The sequence below is a fragment of the Mesonia sp. HuA40 genome (assembly GCF_008017835.1).
Taxonomy (GTDB): domain Bacteria; phylum Bacteroidota; class Bacteroidia; order Flavobacteriales; family Flavobacteriaceae; genus Mesonia.
In genome coordinates this window covers 182,956-202,346 of sequence record NZ_VRLT01000056.1, presented here as the reverse complement: position 1 = coordinate 202,346, position 19,391 = coordinate 182,956, and the positions used below count along the sequence as shown (strand labels likewise).

Below are 19,391 nucleotides of genomic sequence, written 5' to 3'. Positions count from 1 at the left end.
TTATGCAGCTTGTCTGAAAAATACCTCAGAAAAAGTGTACTTTCTTTTGTTTCGTTTTCTCCTGTATCCGACGAGCGAAGCGAGAGGAATACACCGTAAAGAAAATGAAAATTAGAACATAGTATTATTGATGTGTTGTTGTGATGTAGGTTTTGAAAAAGAAAATAAACTCGCTACTTTTCGACTACACCTCGATACAAGGGTGTTTGTCTATCGCCAAAAACCCGCACTCAGTTTGACAAGGTAGGTTTTAAAATACTATTTAATGCGACCTTTCGGGAGTCCCGAGTATTCGGGATCACGATACACGCTTTTATGGCTTTCGCCATAAATTCGCACCCGCAGTGCCAAAGCCTGGTTTCAAAACATTTTAAAAACTTAAGTAGCCATCAAAAAAAAAAGCATCCGCTTTGGCGGATGCTTTTTTTTATTTTAGAAACGGATTAGTAATTCCACATATCCGATTCAAAGTTACGTATAGATTCTTTGATACGATTTGATTCTAGCAACTGCATCAAGGTATTGTCTGCAATGTACTCATCTACTTCACGATCACCATAAACGTTATCTTCTCTGTAAACCATGGCGTCGAAACGTCTTGAGTTTAACAAATGATCAAAGGTAAGCGGGTGCGCTGTGTTTTTAGCATTGAATACATAATTGCTATGCAACTGCTTTCTGATTTCGGGATAGTATACCCAGAATAATTCTACGGGTACTACCTCTAAATCTGGATTCTCCTGCTGTTGCAATTTGTTTTGAGCGGAGACTACTACTGGTGCGATGGCTAACAAGCGGTATTTTAACTCGCCTTGTCTTTTATCGAAGTACCAGTACCCTCTAATCTTATAAGCGTGAACATCAGCTGGCTTGATTTCGGCCATTGAGTAATGCCACTCTTCTAGAGGCTCTCCTGCATTTTGGGCTGCGATACCCGCATCATTCAATACCTTTACAGACAAGTTGGTCTCCAACTGATCCATCGGATATTTCTGACGAAAGTATGAATCCATATACATGGTTACCTGGTCGGTTCTCACCGCGTCGATAATCACCTCAAATAAAGATTTTCTTCCTTGGCTTGTCTTATCTAAAGGGTAAAGCAAAGGGAAGTTCACTCGCTGATTCAAATCTATGTATTCCCAAGTTGTTTTTGCCCACAAGATATCTCTATCGTCTACATAACCGTAGTCTAAAGGTTCCTGGTTGGCATCATTCTGCACTTGAGCCTGACTTTTCTTCCCGATCTCTTCTGGTGATTCTGCATTTAGGATATTCAGCTGCGCAAAACTCGCAAAGCTAAATCCTAGTGCAGCTAACATAAATAAACAACTCTTCTTCATAAACGTTTTTAATTTAATATTAATCTTGTAGTTCTATAATTAATGGGTTTACTCGTTGTAATTGATACTTCGAGTTACCGGCTACTTTAGCCTGGATATCAAAAATCTGAACTACCGCACCTCTTTTTGCCGAGTTCAAGGCTGCTTTTGCAGCGGCGTTTAAACGGTTACCATTAACTTGTACTACTGGTTTACCCATTACCTGGAATTTAAATCCAGATACATTTAAATTCAAATCGAAATCGAAGTCTGGTAATTTGGCTGCAACTGGTGATACTTCAACGGCACGCTTACTCATACGAATAGCACCATTACCACCATCTTTAGCTCCGATTACTCCTAACGGACGTGGGATTTCTTTGATACGGAAAACCTTGCTAGATGAAACTGATTTACCTCCTGGTAAAGTTCCAGATACGTTAATTTTAACCTCTCTTGCTTTTACGTTGGTTACATCCATCACATACGCTCCTGCTCCGCTTGCTGGCGATAATCCAGGTGCTTGAGCATTTACCTGTGGTACACCAGGAATAGAGATAGTCATTGGGTTTTTAACACCACGGTAAACCACGTTCATCTTATCGGCTGAAATCACAGCTGAGTTAGGCTCAGGAATTACGGTATAAGCGCTCTCTACAGGAATGCTTACAATCGAATCTCCTTCTTTAAACTGCAACTCTCCTTTGATTTCTTGCTGCCCAACGTTTCCGGCTGGGAATTCTAATTCTACCTGACCGGTTTGGTTTTCTAATTCTTTGTTGTTGATTACTACTTTATCAAAAGTAAGTGAGTTATCAAAACGACCCAATACCACTTTACCTTTAAAGCTCTCTCCACTGAAGAATGCTGTTTTCTCGGGTACCACAATTGCCTTGTAATTACTCATCGATAACTGCGAAGTCATTTGACCTTGCAACCTAGCCGATAATACTTGGCTTTCTGTAGTTTTAATATCCGCTTGAATCTTAGTTAATTTAGTTACCGATGCGATTAATGGGAAACCAACATAGTGATAGTTTACCCAGTGCTTCTTAATTCCGTCACGTGTAGCCACTTTATTATCGTCACCACCGGTTGAGAATTTATCGGCAACATCTTTTTTGATATCGTCATAACCTTCTCCTAATTCTCCTATAACCGTTTGGCGATAAGCGATGATTTTATTCATCAACTCCTCCCCTTTAGGTTGTAGTTTTCCACCTTTCCAGAACAACTCATCGAAATAAGCTGTCTTGTCCATAGTTTCGTAATCTTTAGGATCTTTTACTCCTTCTAATGCACCAGCTTTTAACTCACCGATGAAATTATACAAGTCTGATGAAGCCGCGCTAATTTTAGCCGCTTTTTCTTGTAAAGGCTTGTATTGTTTAGGTTGTTCTGAAGCTTTTTCGGCTAGACCGGCCATAAAGTTGGCATTACGAGCGGTAGCCGCTGTATTGGCCTCATTAAAGCTTTCATTGATTGAACCAAAAGCAGACAATACTTCTTTTGACATATTTAGGGCCATCATTGCGATGAAAACCAAATACATCAAGTTAATCATCTTCTGCCTTGGGGTTTGTTTTCCTCCTGCCATAGTTAAATTTTGTAAATATTAATAATTCAATTTAGACTTAGGCGTTAGGACGCATTGCCGTTAACATACCTCCGTAAACATTGTTTAAGTTTGACAGGTTGCTAGTTAAGCTTTCCATTTCAGACTTTAACTTAACCGCGTTATCTGCTACCGCTTGGTTTACTTCGGCTTGCTTGCTAGTAGATTCTAATTGTACTTTATAAAGGTTGTTTAAAGATTCCATTTGAGATGCCGCTAAGGTCATTTCTTCGCTATATTTCTTTTGCGAAGCAATAGCGTCTACTGTTGGAGCCATATTTTTAGCTGCACCTTCAAAGTTTTTAATGCTTTCTCCTAGGCTTGCCATTAAAGCTCCATCTATCTTAGCTTCTTTCAACATATCGTCTAATTTCTTAGAAAGTGCTCCTTGTGCATCTTTAGGATCTTCTACTAAGGTATTTCGGTTAGAACCTGAAGAAGCACCTCCTGCCAATTCTGGGTAAACCAAAGACCAATCTAATTCATCATCTACTGGTTCGAAAGCTGAAATAGCGAATACTAATGCCTCTACTACAAGACCAAGGATTAACATCTCGTTTCCAAAAGGCCAGTGCATAATTTTAAATAGTGCTCCTAAGATTACTACCGCTGCTCCTAGACCATAAACCATATTCATGATTTTCTTTCCTTTTTTTGACTTTGCCATAATTTAAATTTTAGTTGTTTAAGTTAAGTTTAATTAAAATTGAGTTTGTTGTTTGTTGTTCTTATCTCGGTGGCTGATTCAAGTCTAAATCATTACCTAAATAATCTTGTACTGTTCTGAAACCGATATAACTTCTTGCCGAATCTGCATACTCGTAATCTCTCGAGCTTACTTGTAGGAAATAGGCTACATCTTTCCAAGAACCTCCGCGTACCACTTTACGCTTGTTGTTTTTATCGTTTACGTTCGGGTTCATCGACGAGTAGTAGTCGTATGAATCATCTGAGTAAGATGAATTTACCCACTCGGCCACGTTACCGGCCATATTGTATAAGTTAAAATCGTTAGGCTCAAATGACTTGGCCTCTACGGTATACAAAGCTTGGTCTGCTGCATAATCTCCACGCAAAGGCTTGAAGTTTGCCAAGAAGCATCCGCGATCGTCTTTTGCATACGGCCCACCCCAAGGGTAAGTAGCCGATTCAATTCCGCCTCGAGCAGCATATTCCCACTCCGATTCAATTGGCAATCTATACGTATTCACGTTATGCAAACCTTTTTCTTTACGGAAAGCATTATGCTTTAAAGTTCTCCAGTCACAAAATGCTTTGGCTTGTTTCCAAGAAACACCCACTACTGGATACTCATCATAAGCCGCGTGCCAGAAATAATCGTTATGCATAGGCTCGTTATACGAGTAGCTAAAGTCACGGATCCATACTGTGGTATCAGGATACACCTCAACCTCTTCGGTTTGAATGAAGTTGGAACGGTTGCCACGAGAACGGGCCGCAGCATCCATATCCATAGTTTTATAACTGTATTTGAATTTGGTTACATCCATTAGACGCTCGCCGTTATACGACTGGTCTTGCGGCAAGTACAGTTCATCCATTACATAAACGTAAGATTCGTCTGGATACTCATCGGTTTTCCAAATGATATCTACATCCCAGTTTAAACGCTGGTTATTGGGGTCATAGTGTTTTGAATACTGCTGGTAAGGCGTCTCTTGTGCTTGACCTCCTTTATTATTGTTGGCATTTGCCGAACCTTTAAAGGCAAAATCGCCTATACTAGCGTTTTTACCACCTTGGCCACCGCCACCGCCACCGGCTAGCTCTGCCTCCTCGGCAAGTCGCTGTCTGATGATTGAATCTCTCACCCAATGCACAAATTCACGGTATTCTGAGTTCGTAATTTCGGTTTCGTCCATATAAAAGGATCGAACGGTAACCGTTTTGGTTGGGGCATTATTCAAGCCAGCCACATCATCGTCAGATTTACCCATAATGAATGAACCACCGGGTACCAGTGTCATTCCGTAGGGCTTCTCTGCATGCCACTGCTTTCCTTTTACTCCAACTAATTGACCTTTGTCTCCTCCGCCACAGCTGGCTAAAAATGAAACTAAAGCAAGAACTGAAAAAACTTTCTTCATAACTATATCAGGTTAAGATAATCTAATTTTAAGGGCGTAAACCTATTTAATAATTTCCAAAAAAACAATTTTTTATTTAAAAAAAAGTTAAAATTGGTGACAAATTGTTGACTACAACTCGTTTTTTATTCTTGCCTTCCACCAAATGGCTGGTAATTTTTGGTTGCAAGCGCTCTCATAGTCTTCATAAGTACATGGCAATAACGTCATATTTTTCAATTTATTGTTAATTTTTTTTGCAATTGGTACTTCAAGCCACCATCTACCGGTAAGCTGACTCTTATAAAACGTTAAAATATCGGTATCTACCGGAACTTGGTACTTGATAAAATCTTTTATAGCGCTGGGTGAATTTTCATCTTTTCGGTACACCACCCCCTCGATAAAATACCACATAATTTGGGCTACAAGGGTATTGGCTGCTTGGCAATTGGGCAAATCGTCTAAATGGTAAAGCCCCATACTCGAAACTTGATCTCCCAAACCGGCGTAGCGGGCAATGGCACAAATCTCCCTACCGTTAAAGCCATTGGCCGCCATATTGGGCGCCGCCAAATGAGCCGGCTCTATGGCGTGCACATCGATACTAGCCATACTTGCGTTTCTATATACCGGCTCTACTCGCTCGATTTGCTTACAGACCTCTCCTAAGCGATAGGCGTCAAAATAAAGTTTCTCTAGCAAGTTGATCTCCTCTTGTGCATTGTAAAAGGTTTGGTAACCTATATTAGAATAATGATACAAGTTAAAAGGCTCTTCAACCACCATTTTTCCTACATAGGAATAGGGCCCAATAGGGGCGGCGGTATCACCCAAGTCGAATTTCGCATCTACATTCACATAATGTACCATTTGCCCGTGGTTGTCATAAGCCCGGTATTGGGCATAGGCCAAATCTTGGCTACCGCCTAATATCAAAAGAATGGTGTCTTGCTCAAGGCAATACGCTAAACATTCGCGCAAGGCAAAATAGGTATCCTGGGGTGTGGCACCGGCTCGAATATTACCCAAATCGGCTAGTTGTAGCGGCCAATTGCCGCGGTGCATATGGTAGAAAGCTTTACGGATGGCTTCCCAGTTTTCAAAATCTGGGTTTTGCGCTTGGGTAGTGCGCGAATCTTTTACACCCAAAATAGCCACTTGCACATTTTCTAAATCGGGAAAAGCTCCAGCCTCCCGATAGGCCTGTATTTGCAAGCCTATACTCCCCTCGCCCAATTCTAAGGTTTCAAAAAAAGCTTCGGGCAAGGGAGTAAAAAATGATGTATTCATAAATTATTAATCGGCTTAAGATTTTTTACTCGTCTTCTTAGTCGTCGTTTTTTTCTTGGCCGTGGTTTTCTTTTTGGCCGTTGTTTTTTTCTTGGCCGTGGTTTTCTTTTTAGCTGAAGCCTTCTTTTTTGTAGTCTTTTTCTTTCCACCTGCCTTCTCAAGCATCGCCTTCACTTCTTCTAAAGTAAGGTTTTCGGCATCGGTGGTTTTAGGTAATTCTACCTTGGTCTTTCCTTGACTTAGCTTAAAACGACCCCATCTGGCTTTCTCTACCTTTATTCCTTCTTCTTCCCAGTGGTGAATCAACTTATCGCGTTCTTTTTTCTTTTTGTCTTCGATTAGCTCGATAATATCGGATTCACTCAGGTTATCGAAATCGTATTTTTTATTTACATTGATAAAAATGTTGTTCCATTTGATATACGGACCAAAACGACCTACTCCTTTTTGTACGTCTTTACCCTCATAAGTATAAATAGGCGCATCGGCTTTTTCTTTAGCCTTGATCAATTCCATCGCCCGTTCAAACGTAACATCTAACGGATCTTCGCCTTTATCAAGAGAGACAAACTTTTTCCCATAACGCACATACGGACCGTAGCGACCGTTATTCACCTCAACCGCTTCGTCTTGGTATTCACCCAATTTCTTAGGCAACTCAAACAAAGCCATAGCCTCTTCAAAGGTAATACTGTTTAAAGTCTGATCGGGTCCTAGGCTTGCAAATTGCGGTTTCTCCTCATCTTCAACCGAACCGATTTGCACCATGGGTCCGAATCTTCCTAATCGAGCACTTACAGGTTTGCCCGTTTTTGGGTCTTTACCAAGTATGCGCTCTCCTACTTCACGTTCGGCATTTTCGGCTACATCTTTAACGGTAGGATGAAACTCCTGATAAAAAGCCTGCATCATCTCCGTCCACTTCTGATTCCCCTCGGCAATATCATCAAAATCTTGCTCTACTTTAGCAGTGAAATTGTAATCTAAAATATTGCTAAAGTGCTGCACCAAAAAGTCGTTTACCACCATACCCACATCGGTAGGGATAAGCTTACCTTTATCTGATCCTACCATTTCGGTTAGGCTTTTTTCGCTGTACTTGTCTTGTTTCAGCACCAGCTTGGCATAGGCACGTTCTTTCCCCTCTATACTTCCTTTCTCAATATACTTTCGGTTTTGAATAGTCGATATGGTGGGCGCATAAGTTGAAGGTCTACCAATACCCAATTCTTCTAGCTTTTTAACCAAGGAAGCCTCGGTATAGCGGGCGGGTGGGCGGGTAAATCTTTCGGTTGCGCTGATGTAGTTATTTTCGAGTTTATCGTTCACCTTCATCGCTGGTAAAAGACCTGCTTGCTCTTCTTCTTCATCATCGGTTCCCTCTAAATAAACTTTTAAGAATCCGTCAAATTTCAAGATCTCTCCGTTAGCCGTGAATTGCTTATCGTGCTTATCGGCATCAATTTTCACCACAGTACGCTCCAATTTAGCATCGCTCATTTGCGAGGCAATGGCACGTTTCCAAATGAGTTCGTATAAACGTTGTTGGTCTCTTTCTGCTGGTACGCTATGGTTTTCAAAATGCGTAGGTCTTATCGCCTCGTGCGCCTCTTGAGCACCTTTAGCTTTACCTTTATAATTACGCGGTTCTAAATATTCTTTACCGTAGGCGCTTTGAATCTCTTTTGCAGCCCCTTTTTTAGCCTCATCAGAAAGGTTTACGCTATCGGTTCTCATATAAGTAATATGTCCGGCTTCGTATAAGCGCTGCGCCATATTCATGGTTTTACTCACCGAAAAATACAATTTACGTGCAGCTTCCTGCTGCAAAGTAGAAGTGGTAAATGGCGGTGCTGGTCTTTTCTTGGCAGGCTTTTTAGTGAGATCGGCTACCACATACTCGGCGCCGATATTTTGTTTTAAGAAGGCCTCAGCCTCTTCTTTGGTGTCAAAGTTTTTCGGGATTTTGGCTTTAAAGCTTTTGCCTTCTAGCGTTGCGAATTCCGCATCGATACGGTAACTAGCTTTGGTTTCGAAATCGATGATTTCGCGTTCGCGCTCTACAATCAAACGCACCGAAACCGATTGCACACGTCCGGCCGAAAGCCCTCCCTTTACCTTGCGCCACAATACAGGCGAGAGTTCATAGCCCACTAAACGATCGAGCACCCTTCTTGCTTGTTGGGCATTCACCAGGTTGTAATCGATTTCTCTAGGGTTCTCTATAGCTTTGAGAATGGCATTTTTAGTAATTTCGTGAAAAACAATACGCTTGGTCTTACTCGGCTTTAAATCCAATTCCTCTGCCAAATGCCAAGCAATAGCCTCTCCTTCGCGGTCTTCATCACTTGCGAGCCAGACGGTTTCTGAAGCCTCGGCTAGTTTTTTCAAGTTGCGCACCACATCTTTCTTATCTTTGTTAACCACATATTTGGGCTTGAAGTCTTTTTCTACATCTACCCCCAATTCTTTGGTAGGCAAATCGGCAATATGCCCGAAACTAGAAGCTACTTTATAGTCTTTACCCAAAAACTTTTCTATGGTTTTGGCCTTTGCTGGTGACTCTACTATTACTAAATTTTTCGCCATGCTTTTGTTTATTTGTATTTGCAAAAGTAGGAGAAATTTTTGATTTCTTTTTTCTTTACCGATTTTTAGTCCGCTTCAAGCGAAATAGAAACCAGTCTCATACGCCTTATCACAAAGCTTTTCGGCCTCAAAAAGAAATAAAAGCGCTTACTTGAATTCCACTGGATGTTGGTGGAATTGTATTTTATTTATTGCTGTCAGTTTGTCAGAGTATGGTTTTCATTGTATCTTTGGCGTTCAAATTTGATTAATAGCATAGAATATGGAGAAGGTGATCGACGAAACCCAGCAAGGCAGCGCCTTGGTTATGGAGCCCAACAAAGATAACAGCCGAAAACTTTTTATTGAAAGTTACGGTTGCCAGATGAATTTTAGCGATAGTGAGATTGTAGCTTCCATCTTAGCCAAAGAAGGTTTTAACACCACCGATAAATTAGAAGATGCCGATTTGGTATTGGTGAACACCTGCTCGATTCGAGAGAAAGCAGAGCAAACCGTGCGCAAACGTCTTGAAAAATACAACGCGGTAAAACGTCATAATCCCAGTATGAAAGTAGGGGTTTTAGGTTGTATGGCCGAGCGCTTAAAGAGCAAATTCTTAGAAGAAGAAAAAATAGTAGACCTGGTGGTAGGTCCAGATGCCTATAAAGACCTACCCAACCTCATTGAAGAAGTGGAGGCCGGCCGCAATGCCGTAAATGTAATTTTAAGCAAAGAAGAAACCTATGCCGATGTTTCACCGGTGCGCTTGCAAAGCAATGGGGTTTCTGCCTTTGTATCGATTACCCGCGGTTGTGATAATATGTGTACCTTCTGTGTGGTGCCTTTTACCCGTGGTAGAGAACGTAGCCGTGACCCTCAAAGTATACTCGAAGAGGTAAACGACCTAGCGGCACGCGGTTTTAAAGAAATTACTTTATTAGGCCAGAATGTAGATAGCTATTTGTGGTATGGTGGTGGCCTTAAAAAAGATTTTGACAAAGCCAGTGAAATGCAAAAGGCTACAGCAGTGAATTTTGCCGGATTATTAGATCAGGTAGCAAAGGCTCAGCCTAAGATGCGTATCCGCTTTTCTACCTCTAATCCGCAGGATATGACTTTAGATGTTATTGAGACCATGGCTAAGCACCAAAATATCTGTAAGTACATTCACCTGCCCGTACAAAGCGGTAGCGATCGTATTTTGAAAAAGATGAATCGTTTGCATACACGCGAAGAGTATTTTACTTTGATTGATAATATTAGAAAAATCATACCCGATTGTGCGATTTCTCAGGATATGATTGCGGGATTCCCAACCGAAACCGAAGAAGATCATCAAGATACGCTTTCGCTGATGGAATATGTGAAATACGATTTTGGTTTTATGTTTGCTTACTCCGAGCGCCCAGGAACGATGGCAGGTAGAAAGATGGAAGATGATGTACCCGAGCCAGTAAAAAAACGAAGACTTCAAGAAATCATCGAGTTGCAACGCGAACATTCGTTGTACCGTACCCAGCAACATTTGGGTAAGATAGAAGAAGTGCTTATCGAAAAGGAGTCTAAAAAATCTGACTTACATTGGAGTGGTAGAAACACCCAAAACACTATGGTGGTTTTTCCTAAAGAACATTATAAAGTAGGCGACTTTGTAAAGGTAAAGATTGAAGATTGTACCAGTGCCACCTTATTAGGAACCCCAGTTGGATATTCTGACAACAATTAAAAATCGGGTACTCGCCTGCCGAGTACCTTATTCAATTTTGCCTCAAAGGCCTATCTTATTGGCGGTTTTTACCACCGATTTAATACCTTAAAAAAATGGAATCATTACAAGCAACCAAACAGCGTTTTGAAATAATCGGCAACGATGCCGGGCTCAACCGAGCCATAGAAAAGGCTATGCAGGTAGCACCTACCGATATTTCGGTATTGGTAACCGGTGAAAGCGGTGTAGGTAAAGAGAGTATTCCAAAAATCATACACTCGCTTTCTCATCGTAAACATGGTAAGTATATCGCCGTAAACTGCGGGGCCATACCCGAAGGAACTATAGACAGTGAGCTATTTGGTCACGAGAAGGGTGCCTTTACAGGGGCAACCCAAACCCGTAGCGGTTATTTTGAAGAAGCCGACGGCGGGACCATCTTTTTAGACGAAGTAGGCGAATTGCCTTTGACCACACAGGTACGCTTATTGCGCGTGCTCGAAAATGGTGAGTTCATTAAAGTGGGTTCTTCTAAGGTGCAAAAAACCAATGTACGCATTGTAGCAGCGACCAATGTGAATATGTTTGAAGCCATTAAAAAAGAAAAGTTTCGGGAAGACCTGTATTATCGTTTGAGCACCATTGAGATTCACCTTCCCCCTTTGAGGGAAAGAAAAGGCGATATTCATTTATTGTTTAGAAAATTCGCTTCCGATTTTGCTTTAAAATATAAAATGCCCAGCATACGCTTAGATGAGGCTGCTGTAAAAACTTTAGTCAATTATCGCTGGAGCGGAAATATACGTCAGTTGCGCAATGTGGCCGAGCAAATATCGGTATTAGAACAAAACCGAAGCATTGATGCGCAGACCCTGGCAGAATATTTACCTCAAGCAGGAAGCAACCTACCTGCTGTGGTAGAAAACAAAAAAAGCGAAAGCGACTTTAGTAACGAACGAGAGATTTTATATAAAATCTTGTTTGATATGAAGAGCGATTTAAACGACTTAAAAAAGCTTACCTTAGAACTCATGCAAAGTGGTAATAGCGCCGATTTAAAAGATGAGCACGAAGGACTCATCAAAAAAATATACGGTCAAAGCAAAGAGCAAGAAGCTTACGAAGAAGAGTTTGATGAGCAGATGGAGATATTGCAATTGGGAAATGAAAGCAATAAAACTCCGACAGAAGAGGTAAATACAGCTCCCGATCCTTATGATTTTGCCGAAGAGATCGAAGAAGAGGAAACCCTGTCTTTGCAAGAAAAAGAAATCGAACTGATTAGAAAGTCGCTTGAACGTCATGACGGTAAGCGCAAAGCTGCGGCTGAAGAATTAGGCATTAGCGAACGCACTTTGTACCGCAAAATAAAACAATACCAATTGTAATGATGCAGAAATTTTTAAAGCTTTGTTTGGTAGGTGCAAGTCTGTTGACTTTGCAAGCCTGTGGCATTTATAGTTTTACGGGCGCCGATACCGGAGATGCCGAAAGCTTTCAGGTGAATTTATTCCAAAACACTGCCAGTTTGGTAGAGCCTGGAATAGAACGAAGTTTTACCAATGCGCTACAAGATCGTATTCAAAACCAAACCAGCTTGAGTTTAACCAATACCGGAGGAGATTTGGTGTATGAAGGAGAAATCACACAATATTATATTGCGCCGATGACGGCTACCAGTAGCAATACCGCGGCCGAAAACCGACTGACCATTGCGGTAAATGTTCGGTTTTATAATAACTTAGACCCCGAGAAAGATTTTGAAAAGCAATTCTCTTTCTATTGGGACTATCCTGCCAATCAACAATTGGTAGGAAGCACCTTAGATACCGCACTCGATGAAATCTTTTTAAGGCTTACTCAAGATGTATTTAATGCCTCTTTAACCAATTGGTAATCAAATATGATAGATAAGGCAACATTTAATGCAGCATTAGAAAAGGAGACTACCGATAGTCTTGCTTCTAGTCAATATGCCGAGTTATTGGAAGAATACCCTTATTTTCAAGCTGCACGTGCTTTATATTTAAAGGCTCTTAAAAAGGAAAATAGTTTTAGCTATAATCATGCTTTAAAAGTCACAGCAGCTTATACCGAAGACCGCGGTGTTTTGTTCGACTATATCACCTCTCCGGTTTTTAAGCAATTGGAAAAGGCACGGCAGATCAAAATCCGCTTAAGCGAAGAACTGGAATCAGATTTATCGCTAGCCCCCGAAGAAGCCAGCAGGGTATTTGATCCCGATTTATTTCAACCCGAGAAGGCAGAAAAGCCTGAAACAAGCCAGCTGCAGCACTCCACTGCTGCAGATCAAAACCAAACCCCGCCTGCAGAAGATGTTTTGGAAAGCGGACGCCCGCTGAGTTTTGACCGCCAAGAGACCCATAGCTTTAGCGAGTGGTTGAAACTCACTCAAGCTCAACCTATTGATAGAGCTACTGCACAACCAGAAGAATCAAGTACCAGCGAATCATCGACTGTACCTCCTAAGAAATTTGAATTGATCGATAAATTTATTGCGAGTAACCCAAAAATAATTCCGTCTAAAGAACCGGTAGGAAAACCCGAAGGCCTGCAGACTAGCCCTTTAAATACGGACTTAATGACTGAAACTTTGGCACGAGTTTACCTGGAACAAAAAAATTATTCTAAAGCAATTCAAGCTTTTAAAATATTAATTTTGAAAAATCCCGAAAAAAGTAGTTTATTTGCAGACCAGATTCGAGCAATCGAAAAATTACAAGAAAAACATTAGATATGAGCACATTTGGAATATTTTTAGTTTTAATCGTTATCGTAGCCTTTTTATTGGTAGTTGTTATTATGGTACAAAACCCTAAAGGAGGCGGACTTTCTTCTTCTTTTGGAGGCGGTGGTGGCCAGCAAATGGGTGGTGTTAAAAAAACTACCGACTTTTTAGATAAGAGTACGTGGACATTAGCTACGGTTTTATTGGTGCTTATCTTACTTTCTAACGTAACCATTACGGGTACAGGAAGTGCCGAAGAGTCTAGAATCATAGGCGGCGATCAAGAAGCTACTCCAATTGAAGCTCCTGTTCCTAACCCGACTACACCAGCTACAGAAAACACTACAGGCGAGCAGAACTAAGCCTCAGTTTATAAAGTTTACCAATGCCATCTGTCACTTAAAAATGACAAGATGGCATTTTTTTTTGCCCTAATTAGACTGGCATACTTTTGGGAATAGTGCTGAACAGAAATTAATAACATTAAAATAAATACATATGGCATTAACATTTAAACCCTTAGCAGATCGCGTGGTGATAGAGCCCGTAGCTGCCGAAACGAAAACCGCTTCTGGTATTTACATTCCTGACTCTGCAAAAGAGAAACCACAGCAAGGAAAAGTAATCGCTGTAGGAAAGGGAACCAAAGAACATGATATGACCGTGGCAGAAGGCGATATGGTTCTTTACGGAAAGTTTTCTGGAACCGAATTAAAGCTTGACGGTAAGGATTATTTAATTATGCGTGAGAATGAAATTTTAGGAATACTCTAATCTGTTCACCTCTTTAAAACTTGTATTGAAACAATTAAAAAAAAAGAATTATGGCAAAAGATATAAAATTTGATATTGAAGCACGCGATGGTATTAAGCGCGGTGTAGATGCATTGGCCAATGCAGTAAAAGTAACTTTAGGTCCAAAAGGAAGAAACGTTATTATTTCAAAATCTTTTGGTGCTCCTGTAGTAACCAAAGATGGTGTTTCTGTAGCTAAAGAAATCGAATTGGAAAATGCGCTTGAAAATATGGGCGCTCAGATGGTGAAAGAAGTTGCTTCTAAAACCAATGATTTAGCCGGTGACGGTACCACAACGGCAACCGTATTGGCGCAGGCAATTGTAAAAGAAGGTTTAAAAAACGTAGCTGCAGGGGCAAATCCGATGGATTTAAAACGCGGTATAGATAAGGCCGTTGAAGCCATTACCAAAGACCTAGCTGAACAAACAAAAGAAGTAGGAAGCTCTTCTGAGCAAATCAAACAAGTGGCTTCTATCTCTGCCAATAACGACGAAGTAATTGGTGAATTAATCGCTCAGGCTTTTGCAAAAGTAGGAAAAGAAGGAGTTATTACCGTTGAAGAAGCTAAAGGTACCGATACTTACGTAGACGTAGTAGAAGGAATGCAATTTGATCGCGGATACTTGTCGCCTTACTTTGTGACCAATAGCGAAAAAATGACTACCGACTTAGAAAACCCTTATATCTTGATTGTAGATAAAAAAATATCTACTATGAAAGATTTAATGCCTGTACTAGAGCCAGTAGCACAAACTGGTAAGCCTCTATTAATCATTGCTGAAGATGTAGACGGTGAAGCTTTGGCTACTTTGGTAGTAAACAAATTGAGAGGTTCTTTAAAAATTGCTGCAGTTAAAGCACCAGGTTTTGGAGACCGTAGAAAAGCGATGCTAGAGGATATCGCAATTTTAACTGGAGGAACTGTAATCTCTGAAGAGCGCGGATTCACTCTTGAGAATGCAAGTATCGATCAATTGGGTACAGCAGAGAAAGTGAGCATCGACAAAGACAACACAACGGTAGTAAATGGTGCCGGTGATGATGAAATGATCAAAAACCGCATAAACCAAATTAAATCTCAGATAGAAACTACTACCTCAGACTACGATCGTGAGAAGTTACAAGAGCGTCTTGCTAAGCTTGCTGGTGGTGTAGCCGTACTTTATGTAGGTGCAGCCTCTGAAGTTGAAATGAAAGAAAAGAAAGACCGTGTAGACGATGCTTTACATGCTACTCGTGCAGCCGTAGAAGAAGGAATTGTTGCTGGAGGTGGAGTGGCCTTAGTACGCGCTAAAACCGTATTGGCTAACCTAGAAACCATTAGCTTAGATGAAACTACGGGAGTACAAATTGTAAACCGTGCTATTGAAGCACCGCTTAGAACCATCGTAGAAAACGCAGGAGGAGAAGGTTCTGTAGTGATTAACAAAGTGCTTGAAGGTAAGGATAACTTTGGATATGATGCCAAAACCGAAGAGTATGTAGATATGCTAGAGGCTGGTATTATTGACCCTAAAAAAGTTACTCGTATTGCTTTAGAGAATGCAGCTTCTGTAAGCGGTATGATCTTAACTACCGAGTGCGCTTTAATCGATATCCCAGAAGAGGATAACGCTGGAGGCGGAATGCCACAAGGTATGGGCGGAGGAATGCCCGGTATGATGTAAACCAATTATCATATCTTATAATACTCAAAACAGCTCGTCTTTCGACGGGCTGTTTTTTTTATGCCTTGACTTTTTACACCAATTGAGATACTGTTTTTAAGTTTAGTCTATGGGCAACGAATATCGGACAAATTTATACTTAAGACCACCAAACTCCCAAGATAAATCAGAGACAATCGGTTATGGCATACATTTCTTTAAGGTTGATTTGGCCCGGTAAACCTATTAACTCTTCTTTTATTAATTAGCTAAATCAGTTGAACTTTAATTAGAGGTAAATGCAGGCTCGGCAGCATAGGTGAAAAAAATTCCCCTTGGCAGGCAGGGGAATTTAATATATATTTCGTAGGATTAATGCAATTAAAACAAGCCCCACTTTTTCTTTTTGGTCACTTCCTCGGCATGGTAGCCATAACCGTAGCCGTAATTATAGCCATAGGCTCCATCGGCTTTTACATCGTTAAGCACCAGTCCCATATTCTTAATTTTTTCGTTCCGTTGTAAATCTTCTATATGCTGGGTCAATTTACTATCGGTATAATTGGCACGGATCATATATAAGGTAGCATCGGCGTGTTCGGCTATCAATAAAGTATCGGTAACCAAAATGGTTGGTGCGGTGTCTACCACAATATAGTCATAATTTTGTCTGGCTTCGTCTAACAGACTTTCAAAACGCCCGTTAAGCAGGAGTTCAGCCGGGTTTGGTGGAATCTCTCCAGACAGCACCAGGTCTAAATTGGCATGCTCAAATGCATTTTTCTGTACCAATTCTGCTAAGCTGATGTCTTTACGGTATAAATAATCGGTTGTACCGGGAAGATTCTTCTTCAGATTGATATAGGAATGCAACTGCGGATTTCGTAAATCACAACCCAACAACAACACCTTTTTACCCGTAGAAGCTATTGAAATAGCTAAATTAATCGCCACAAAAGTCTTTCCTTCTCCTTTAGTGGTCGAGGTGGTAAATACCACTTTACCGCCTTTCTGGTCTCGCTCTACAAAGAAGTTTAAATTGGTTCTTAAAATCCTAAAAGCTTCGGCCAACACACTGTGATCATTCTTTTGAATGAGTCGATCGGAGGTTTTTAACAAAGTGGGTACTTCACCAACAATAGGTATTTGTGGCAGCAAGCGTTTCACCTGATTTTTGTGGTGAATTTTGGTATCGAGTAGAAACAAAACGTACAAAATACCAAAAGGTAATAATAGACCTAACACCAAGGCCCCCAACAAAATAATTTGCTTTTTAGGCGCTACCGGTTGGGGTTGTGTATATGCCCAATCTACCACCTTAATTACGGGCGAAGTAATAGCATAACTCAGGGCTGCTTCTTCTCTACGCTGTAATAAAAATAAGTAAAGTCTTTCCTTAATTTCACGCTGACGGGTGATGTCTCTGATTTGTTTCTCTTTCTCAGGAATACTCCCTAACTGGCCCGCCGAAACACTTTCGCGTTGCCTAATACTGCGTAAAGCGGTTTCAAGCGAGCGGATATAAGCATTTACACTTCCGTTTAAATTGCCACGCAACTGATTGATTTGTTGGTTTAGGTTAACCACCATAGGGTTCTCTTCGGTTCCTGAAACCAAATAGCGTTGACGCTCGGTCACCAAACTGTTGAACTGCTGGGTAAGCGCATTTACATTTTCATTATCTATCCCAATATTGGCAGGCAACAAATCAAAAGCCGACTGATTTTGTAGTGTTTCTTGGAAATCACGCGCTACCAGCAACTGGGTTTCCATCTCGTAACGTTTTTGTTCGGCCCCAGCTTCTTTACCAAATAATTGCTCGGCACTAGACTCTACGGTTACCACATTATTATCGCGTTTGAAATTTACCAGACCCGACTCAACTGTATCTAATTCTCCTTCTAAAAACACCAAACGCCGTTCAACAAAATCCTGAGTACGTTTTGAAACCAAACGCTTGTCTTCTATACCATCTTGATTGAATACTTGAATTAGCCTATCTAATATGGCTTTATTCAATTCTTGATTAGCGCCTTTGATGCCCAATTGCAATACGTGACTTTTATCGCCTACTGGCTCTAAACTGATTTGCTGGGCTAGGTTTTTTACTTTATGGTTCATGGCTGTGTGCCAAAAAGACATATTGGCAATAGGTTTAGGATCTTCTCCTACGCGTTTATCGGTGATTAACAAAGTAAAATCGCCGTACTGGAGGGTATCACCAAAACGCCCCATTTGTTCACCAATAGATTCTGAAATCAGCTTAAACTCATTATTCCCAAGGCTAGCCAATTGTATGCTTGGCGAGTTTCCTACCTCCTGCTGCGTACTATCTGGAATCCAGTTAACATGAAAAGGTGCATCTGGACCAAAAACAAGAAAAGATTTAATGGTACCTTTAGATTGGTAGGTTGTATTGAAATCAAGACTTTTAACGACCTGCTCTAAAATACGTCTCGATTTAAAAATTTGCATTTCGTTTTCGAGATTTACCTTGGTCATATTAAACAAGGTACGCGAACCCGAAAGTCCCGAAAGGTCGAGCCCACCATCATCGTTTTCATCGAGTACTTTAACCTTGGCCGTAGTTTGGTAAATACTAGTCGAATACCGCAAATAAATGAAAGCCCCAATCACAAAGACTAACACGCTGGCTAGGAACCAAGGCCAGTACCGTAAATACTGAAAAATAATAGCCTTGATATCTTCACCGTTTTCCAGGTTGGGATCTGTGGCTTGATTTTCTTGAAAAGCTTGAGGTTCTTTCATTTTATCTAAATATTAATACCGCTGAACTTAAAAGAATTGAAAACACAGAAAGCAGGGTTCCTAAATTACCTACTATACCAGCCGATTTTACTTTGGCTGTATTTGGGGTAACATAAAGAATATCGTTTTGTTTTAAAAAGTAATAAGGCGAGTTCATCCAATCGGTTTGAGTTAAGTCGATGCGTTGATGCACGCGCTCGCCATTAATTTCGCGTACCAATAAAACTTGGTTGCGATCTGCTTGAATGGTTAAATCGCCTGCCATACCCAATGCCTGAGGAATACTGATGTTCTCATCGGTGATGCTGTAAGTTCCTGGAGCTTTAACCTCTCCTAAAACGGTAAACTTAAAATTCACTAAGCGCACTTTAACCTGTGCATCCCGTACAAATTTTTGCAAACGCAACTCAATCACCTCTTTGAGTTCTTGGGTGGTAAGACCAGCTGCTTGAATGTTCCCTAAACCAGGATAATCAATAGCTCCATTTTTATTCACCAAATAACCCTCTAGCAATATGGCCGGACCGTTTAAATTGGTCGCGCCCATAGCTTGGGTTTTCTTAAACTTAAAAGGGGTTAAACTTTCTTCATTTAAAGCGGTTACATCGATCTTTAAAATATCGTTTACTTGGATGTATTTTTCGGTATATAAATCCAAGGTTTGCGCAGGTGTATGCTGGTCTATATTCTGCATATACAAAATGTCCTTTTTACTGGTACAAGCGTTCAAGCAGATAATCCCAACAAAGAGTAGTAGTAATTTCTTCATGCGTGCAAAGATAATTAAGTTTTGCTACTATAAAATTAAGTGCACCTATTATTTACAAAGGCTC

The 19,391-nt window shown here is 40.7% G+C and carries 15 protein-coding genes; 7 read left to right on the top strand and 8 right to left on the bottom strand.

All coding sequences use genetic code 11. The features are described from left to right. Positions 1-443 precede the first annotated feature (443 nt). The 6 genes from gldN to topA all read right to left on the bottom strand — a co-directional run bounded on the left by gldN (position 444) and on the right by topA (position 8,906). The gene (gene gldN, locus FT993_RS09695) at positions 444-1,343 is read right to left on the bottom strand and encodes a gliding motility protein GldN (protein WP_147862341.1); all 900 of its coding nucleotides are present in this window, start codon (positions 1,341-1,343) and stop codon (positions 444-446) included. Positions 1,344-1,362: 19 nt separating this feature from the next. Then, entirely contained in the window at positions 1,363-2,919 is a 1,557-nt protein-coding gene (gldM, locus tag FT993_RS09690; RefSeq protein ID WP_147862340.1) for a gliding motility protein GldM, read from the bottom strand. Between the two features lie 37 nt (positions 2,920-2,956). Next, positions 2,957-3,604, bottom strand: a complete 648-nt coding sequence (gene gldL / locus FT993_RS09685) for a gliding motility protein GldL (protein ID WP_147862339.1) — start codon at positions 3,602-3,604, stop codon at positions 2,957-2,959. A gap of 61 nt (positions 3,605-3,665) precedes the next feature. Continuing rightward, positions 3,666-5,045, bottom strand: a complete 1,380-nt coding sequence (gldK, locus tag FT993_RS09680; RefSeq protein ID WP_147862338.1) for a gliding motility lipoprotein GldK — start codon at positions 5,043-5,045, stop codon at positions 3,666-3,668. A 111-nt stretch (positions 5,046-5,156) separates the two neighbouring features. Then, positions 5,157-6,317, bottom strand: a complete 1,161-nt coding sequence (locus tag FT993_RS09675) for a formimidoylglutamase (RefSeq protein ID WP_147862337.1) — start codon at positions 6,315-6,317, stop codon at positions 5,157-5,159. A gap of 15 nt (positions 6,318-6,332) precedes the next feature. Beyond that, complete coding sequence (gene topA / locus FT993_RS09670) at positions 6,333-8,906, bottom strand: type I DNA topoisomerase (protein WP_147862336.1); 2,574 nt, start codon at positions 8,904-8,906, stop codon at positions 6,333-6,335. A 262-nt stretch (positions 8,907-9,168) separates the two neighbouring features. Here topA and miaB point away from each other — a divergent pair, with 262 nt between their 5' ends. The 7 genes from miaB (at position 9,169) to groL (ending at position 15,810) form a co-directional block, all read left to right on the top strand. Beyond that, complete coding sequence (miaB, locus tag FT993_RS09665) at positions 9,169-10,614, top strand: tRNA (N6-isopentenyl adenosine(37)-C2)-methylthiotransferase MiaB (protein WP_147862335.1); 1,446 nt, start codon at positions 9,169-9,171, stop codon at positions 10,612-10,614. Positions 10,615-10,709: 95 nt separating this feature from the next. Continuing rightward, positions 10,710-11,984, top strand: a complete 1,275-nt coding sequence (locus tag FT993_RS09660) for a sigma-54-dependent Fis family transcriptional regulator (protein WP_147862334.1) — start codon at positions 10,710-10,712, stop codon at positions 11,982-11,984. A 2-nt stretch (positions 11,985-11,986) separates the two neighbouring features. Beyond that, positions 11,987-12,493, top strand: coding sequence for an LptE family protein (locus FT993_RS09655; protein WP_147862354.1), 507 nt, complete (start codon positions 11,987-11,989; stop codon positions 12,491-12,493). Positions 12,494-12,499: 6 nt separating this feature from the next. Further along, the gene (locus FT993_RS09650) at positions 12,500-13,351 is read left to right on the top strand and encodes a hypothetical protein (RefSeq protein ID WP_147862333.1); all 852 of its coding nucleotides are present in this window, start codon (positions 12,500-12,502) and stop codon (positions 13,349-13,351) included. A 2-nt stretch (positions 13,352-13,353) separates the two neighbouring features. Further along, on the top strand, positions 13,354-13,707 hold the full coding sequence (gene secG / locus FT993_RS09645) for a preprotein translocase subunit SecG (protein ID WP_147862332.1): 354 nt from the start codon (positions 13,354-13,356) through the stop codon (positions 13,705-13,707). Positions 13,708-13,843: 136 nt separating this feature from the next. Then, on the top strand, positions 13,844-14,119 hold the full coding sequence (gene groES / locus FT993_RS09640) for a co-chaperone GroES (protein ID WP_147862331.1): 276 nt from the start codon (positions 13,844-13,846) through the stop codon (positions 14,117-14,119). Between the two features lie 50 nt (positions 14,120-14,169). Beyond that, a complete protein-coding gene (groL, locus tag FT993_RS09635) occupies positions 14,170-15,810 on the top strand; it encodes a chaperonin GroEL (RefSeq protein ID WP_147862330.1) in 1,641 nt (546 codons plus the stop codon). 360 nt (positions 15,811-16,170) lie between these two features. Here groL and FT993_RS09630 read toward each other — a convergent pair whose 3' ends face one another. Both FT993_RS09630 and FT993_RS09625 read right to left on the bottom strand, forming a co-directional pair. Further along, positions 16,171-18,558 (bottom strand): tyrosine-protein kinase, encoded by a 2,388-nt coding sequence (locus FT993_RS09630; protein WP_147862329.1) that lies wholly within the window; start codon positions 18,556-18,558, stop codon positions 16,171-16,173. Position 18,559: 1 nt separating this feature from the next. After that, positions 18,560-19,327 carry a polysaccharide biosynthesis/export family protein gene (locus FT993_RS09625; protein WP_147862328.1) on the bottom strand — a complete coding sequence of 256 codons (768 nt, stop codon included), beginning with the start codon at positions 19,325-19,327 and terminating at the stop codon, positions 18,560-18,562. Positions 19,328-19,391: the final 64 nt, after the last annotated feature.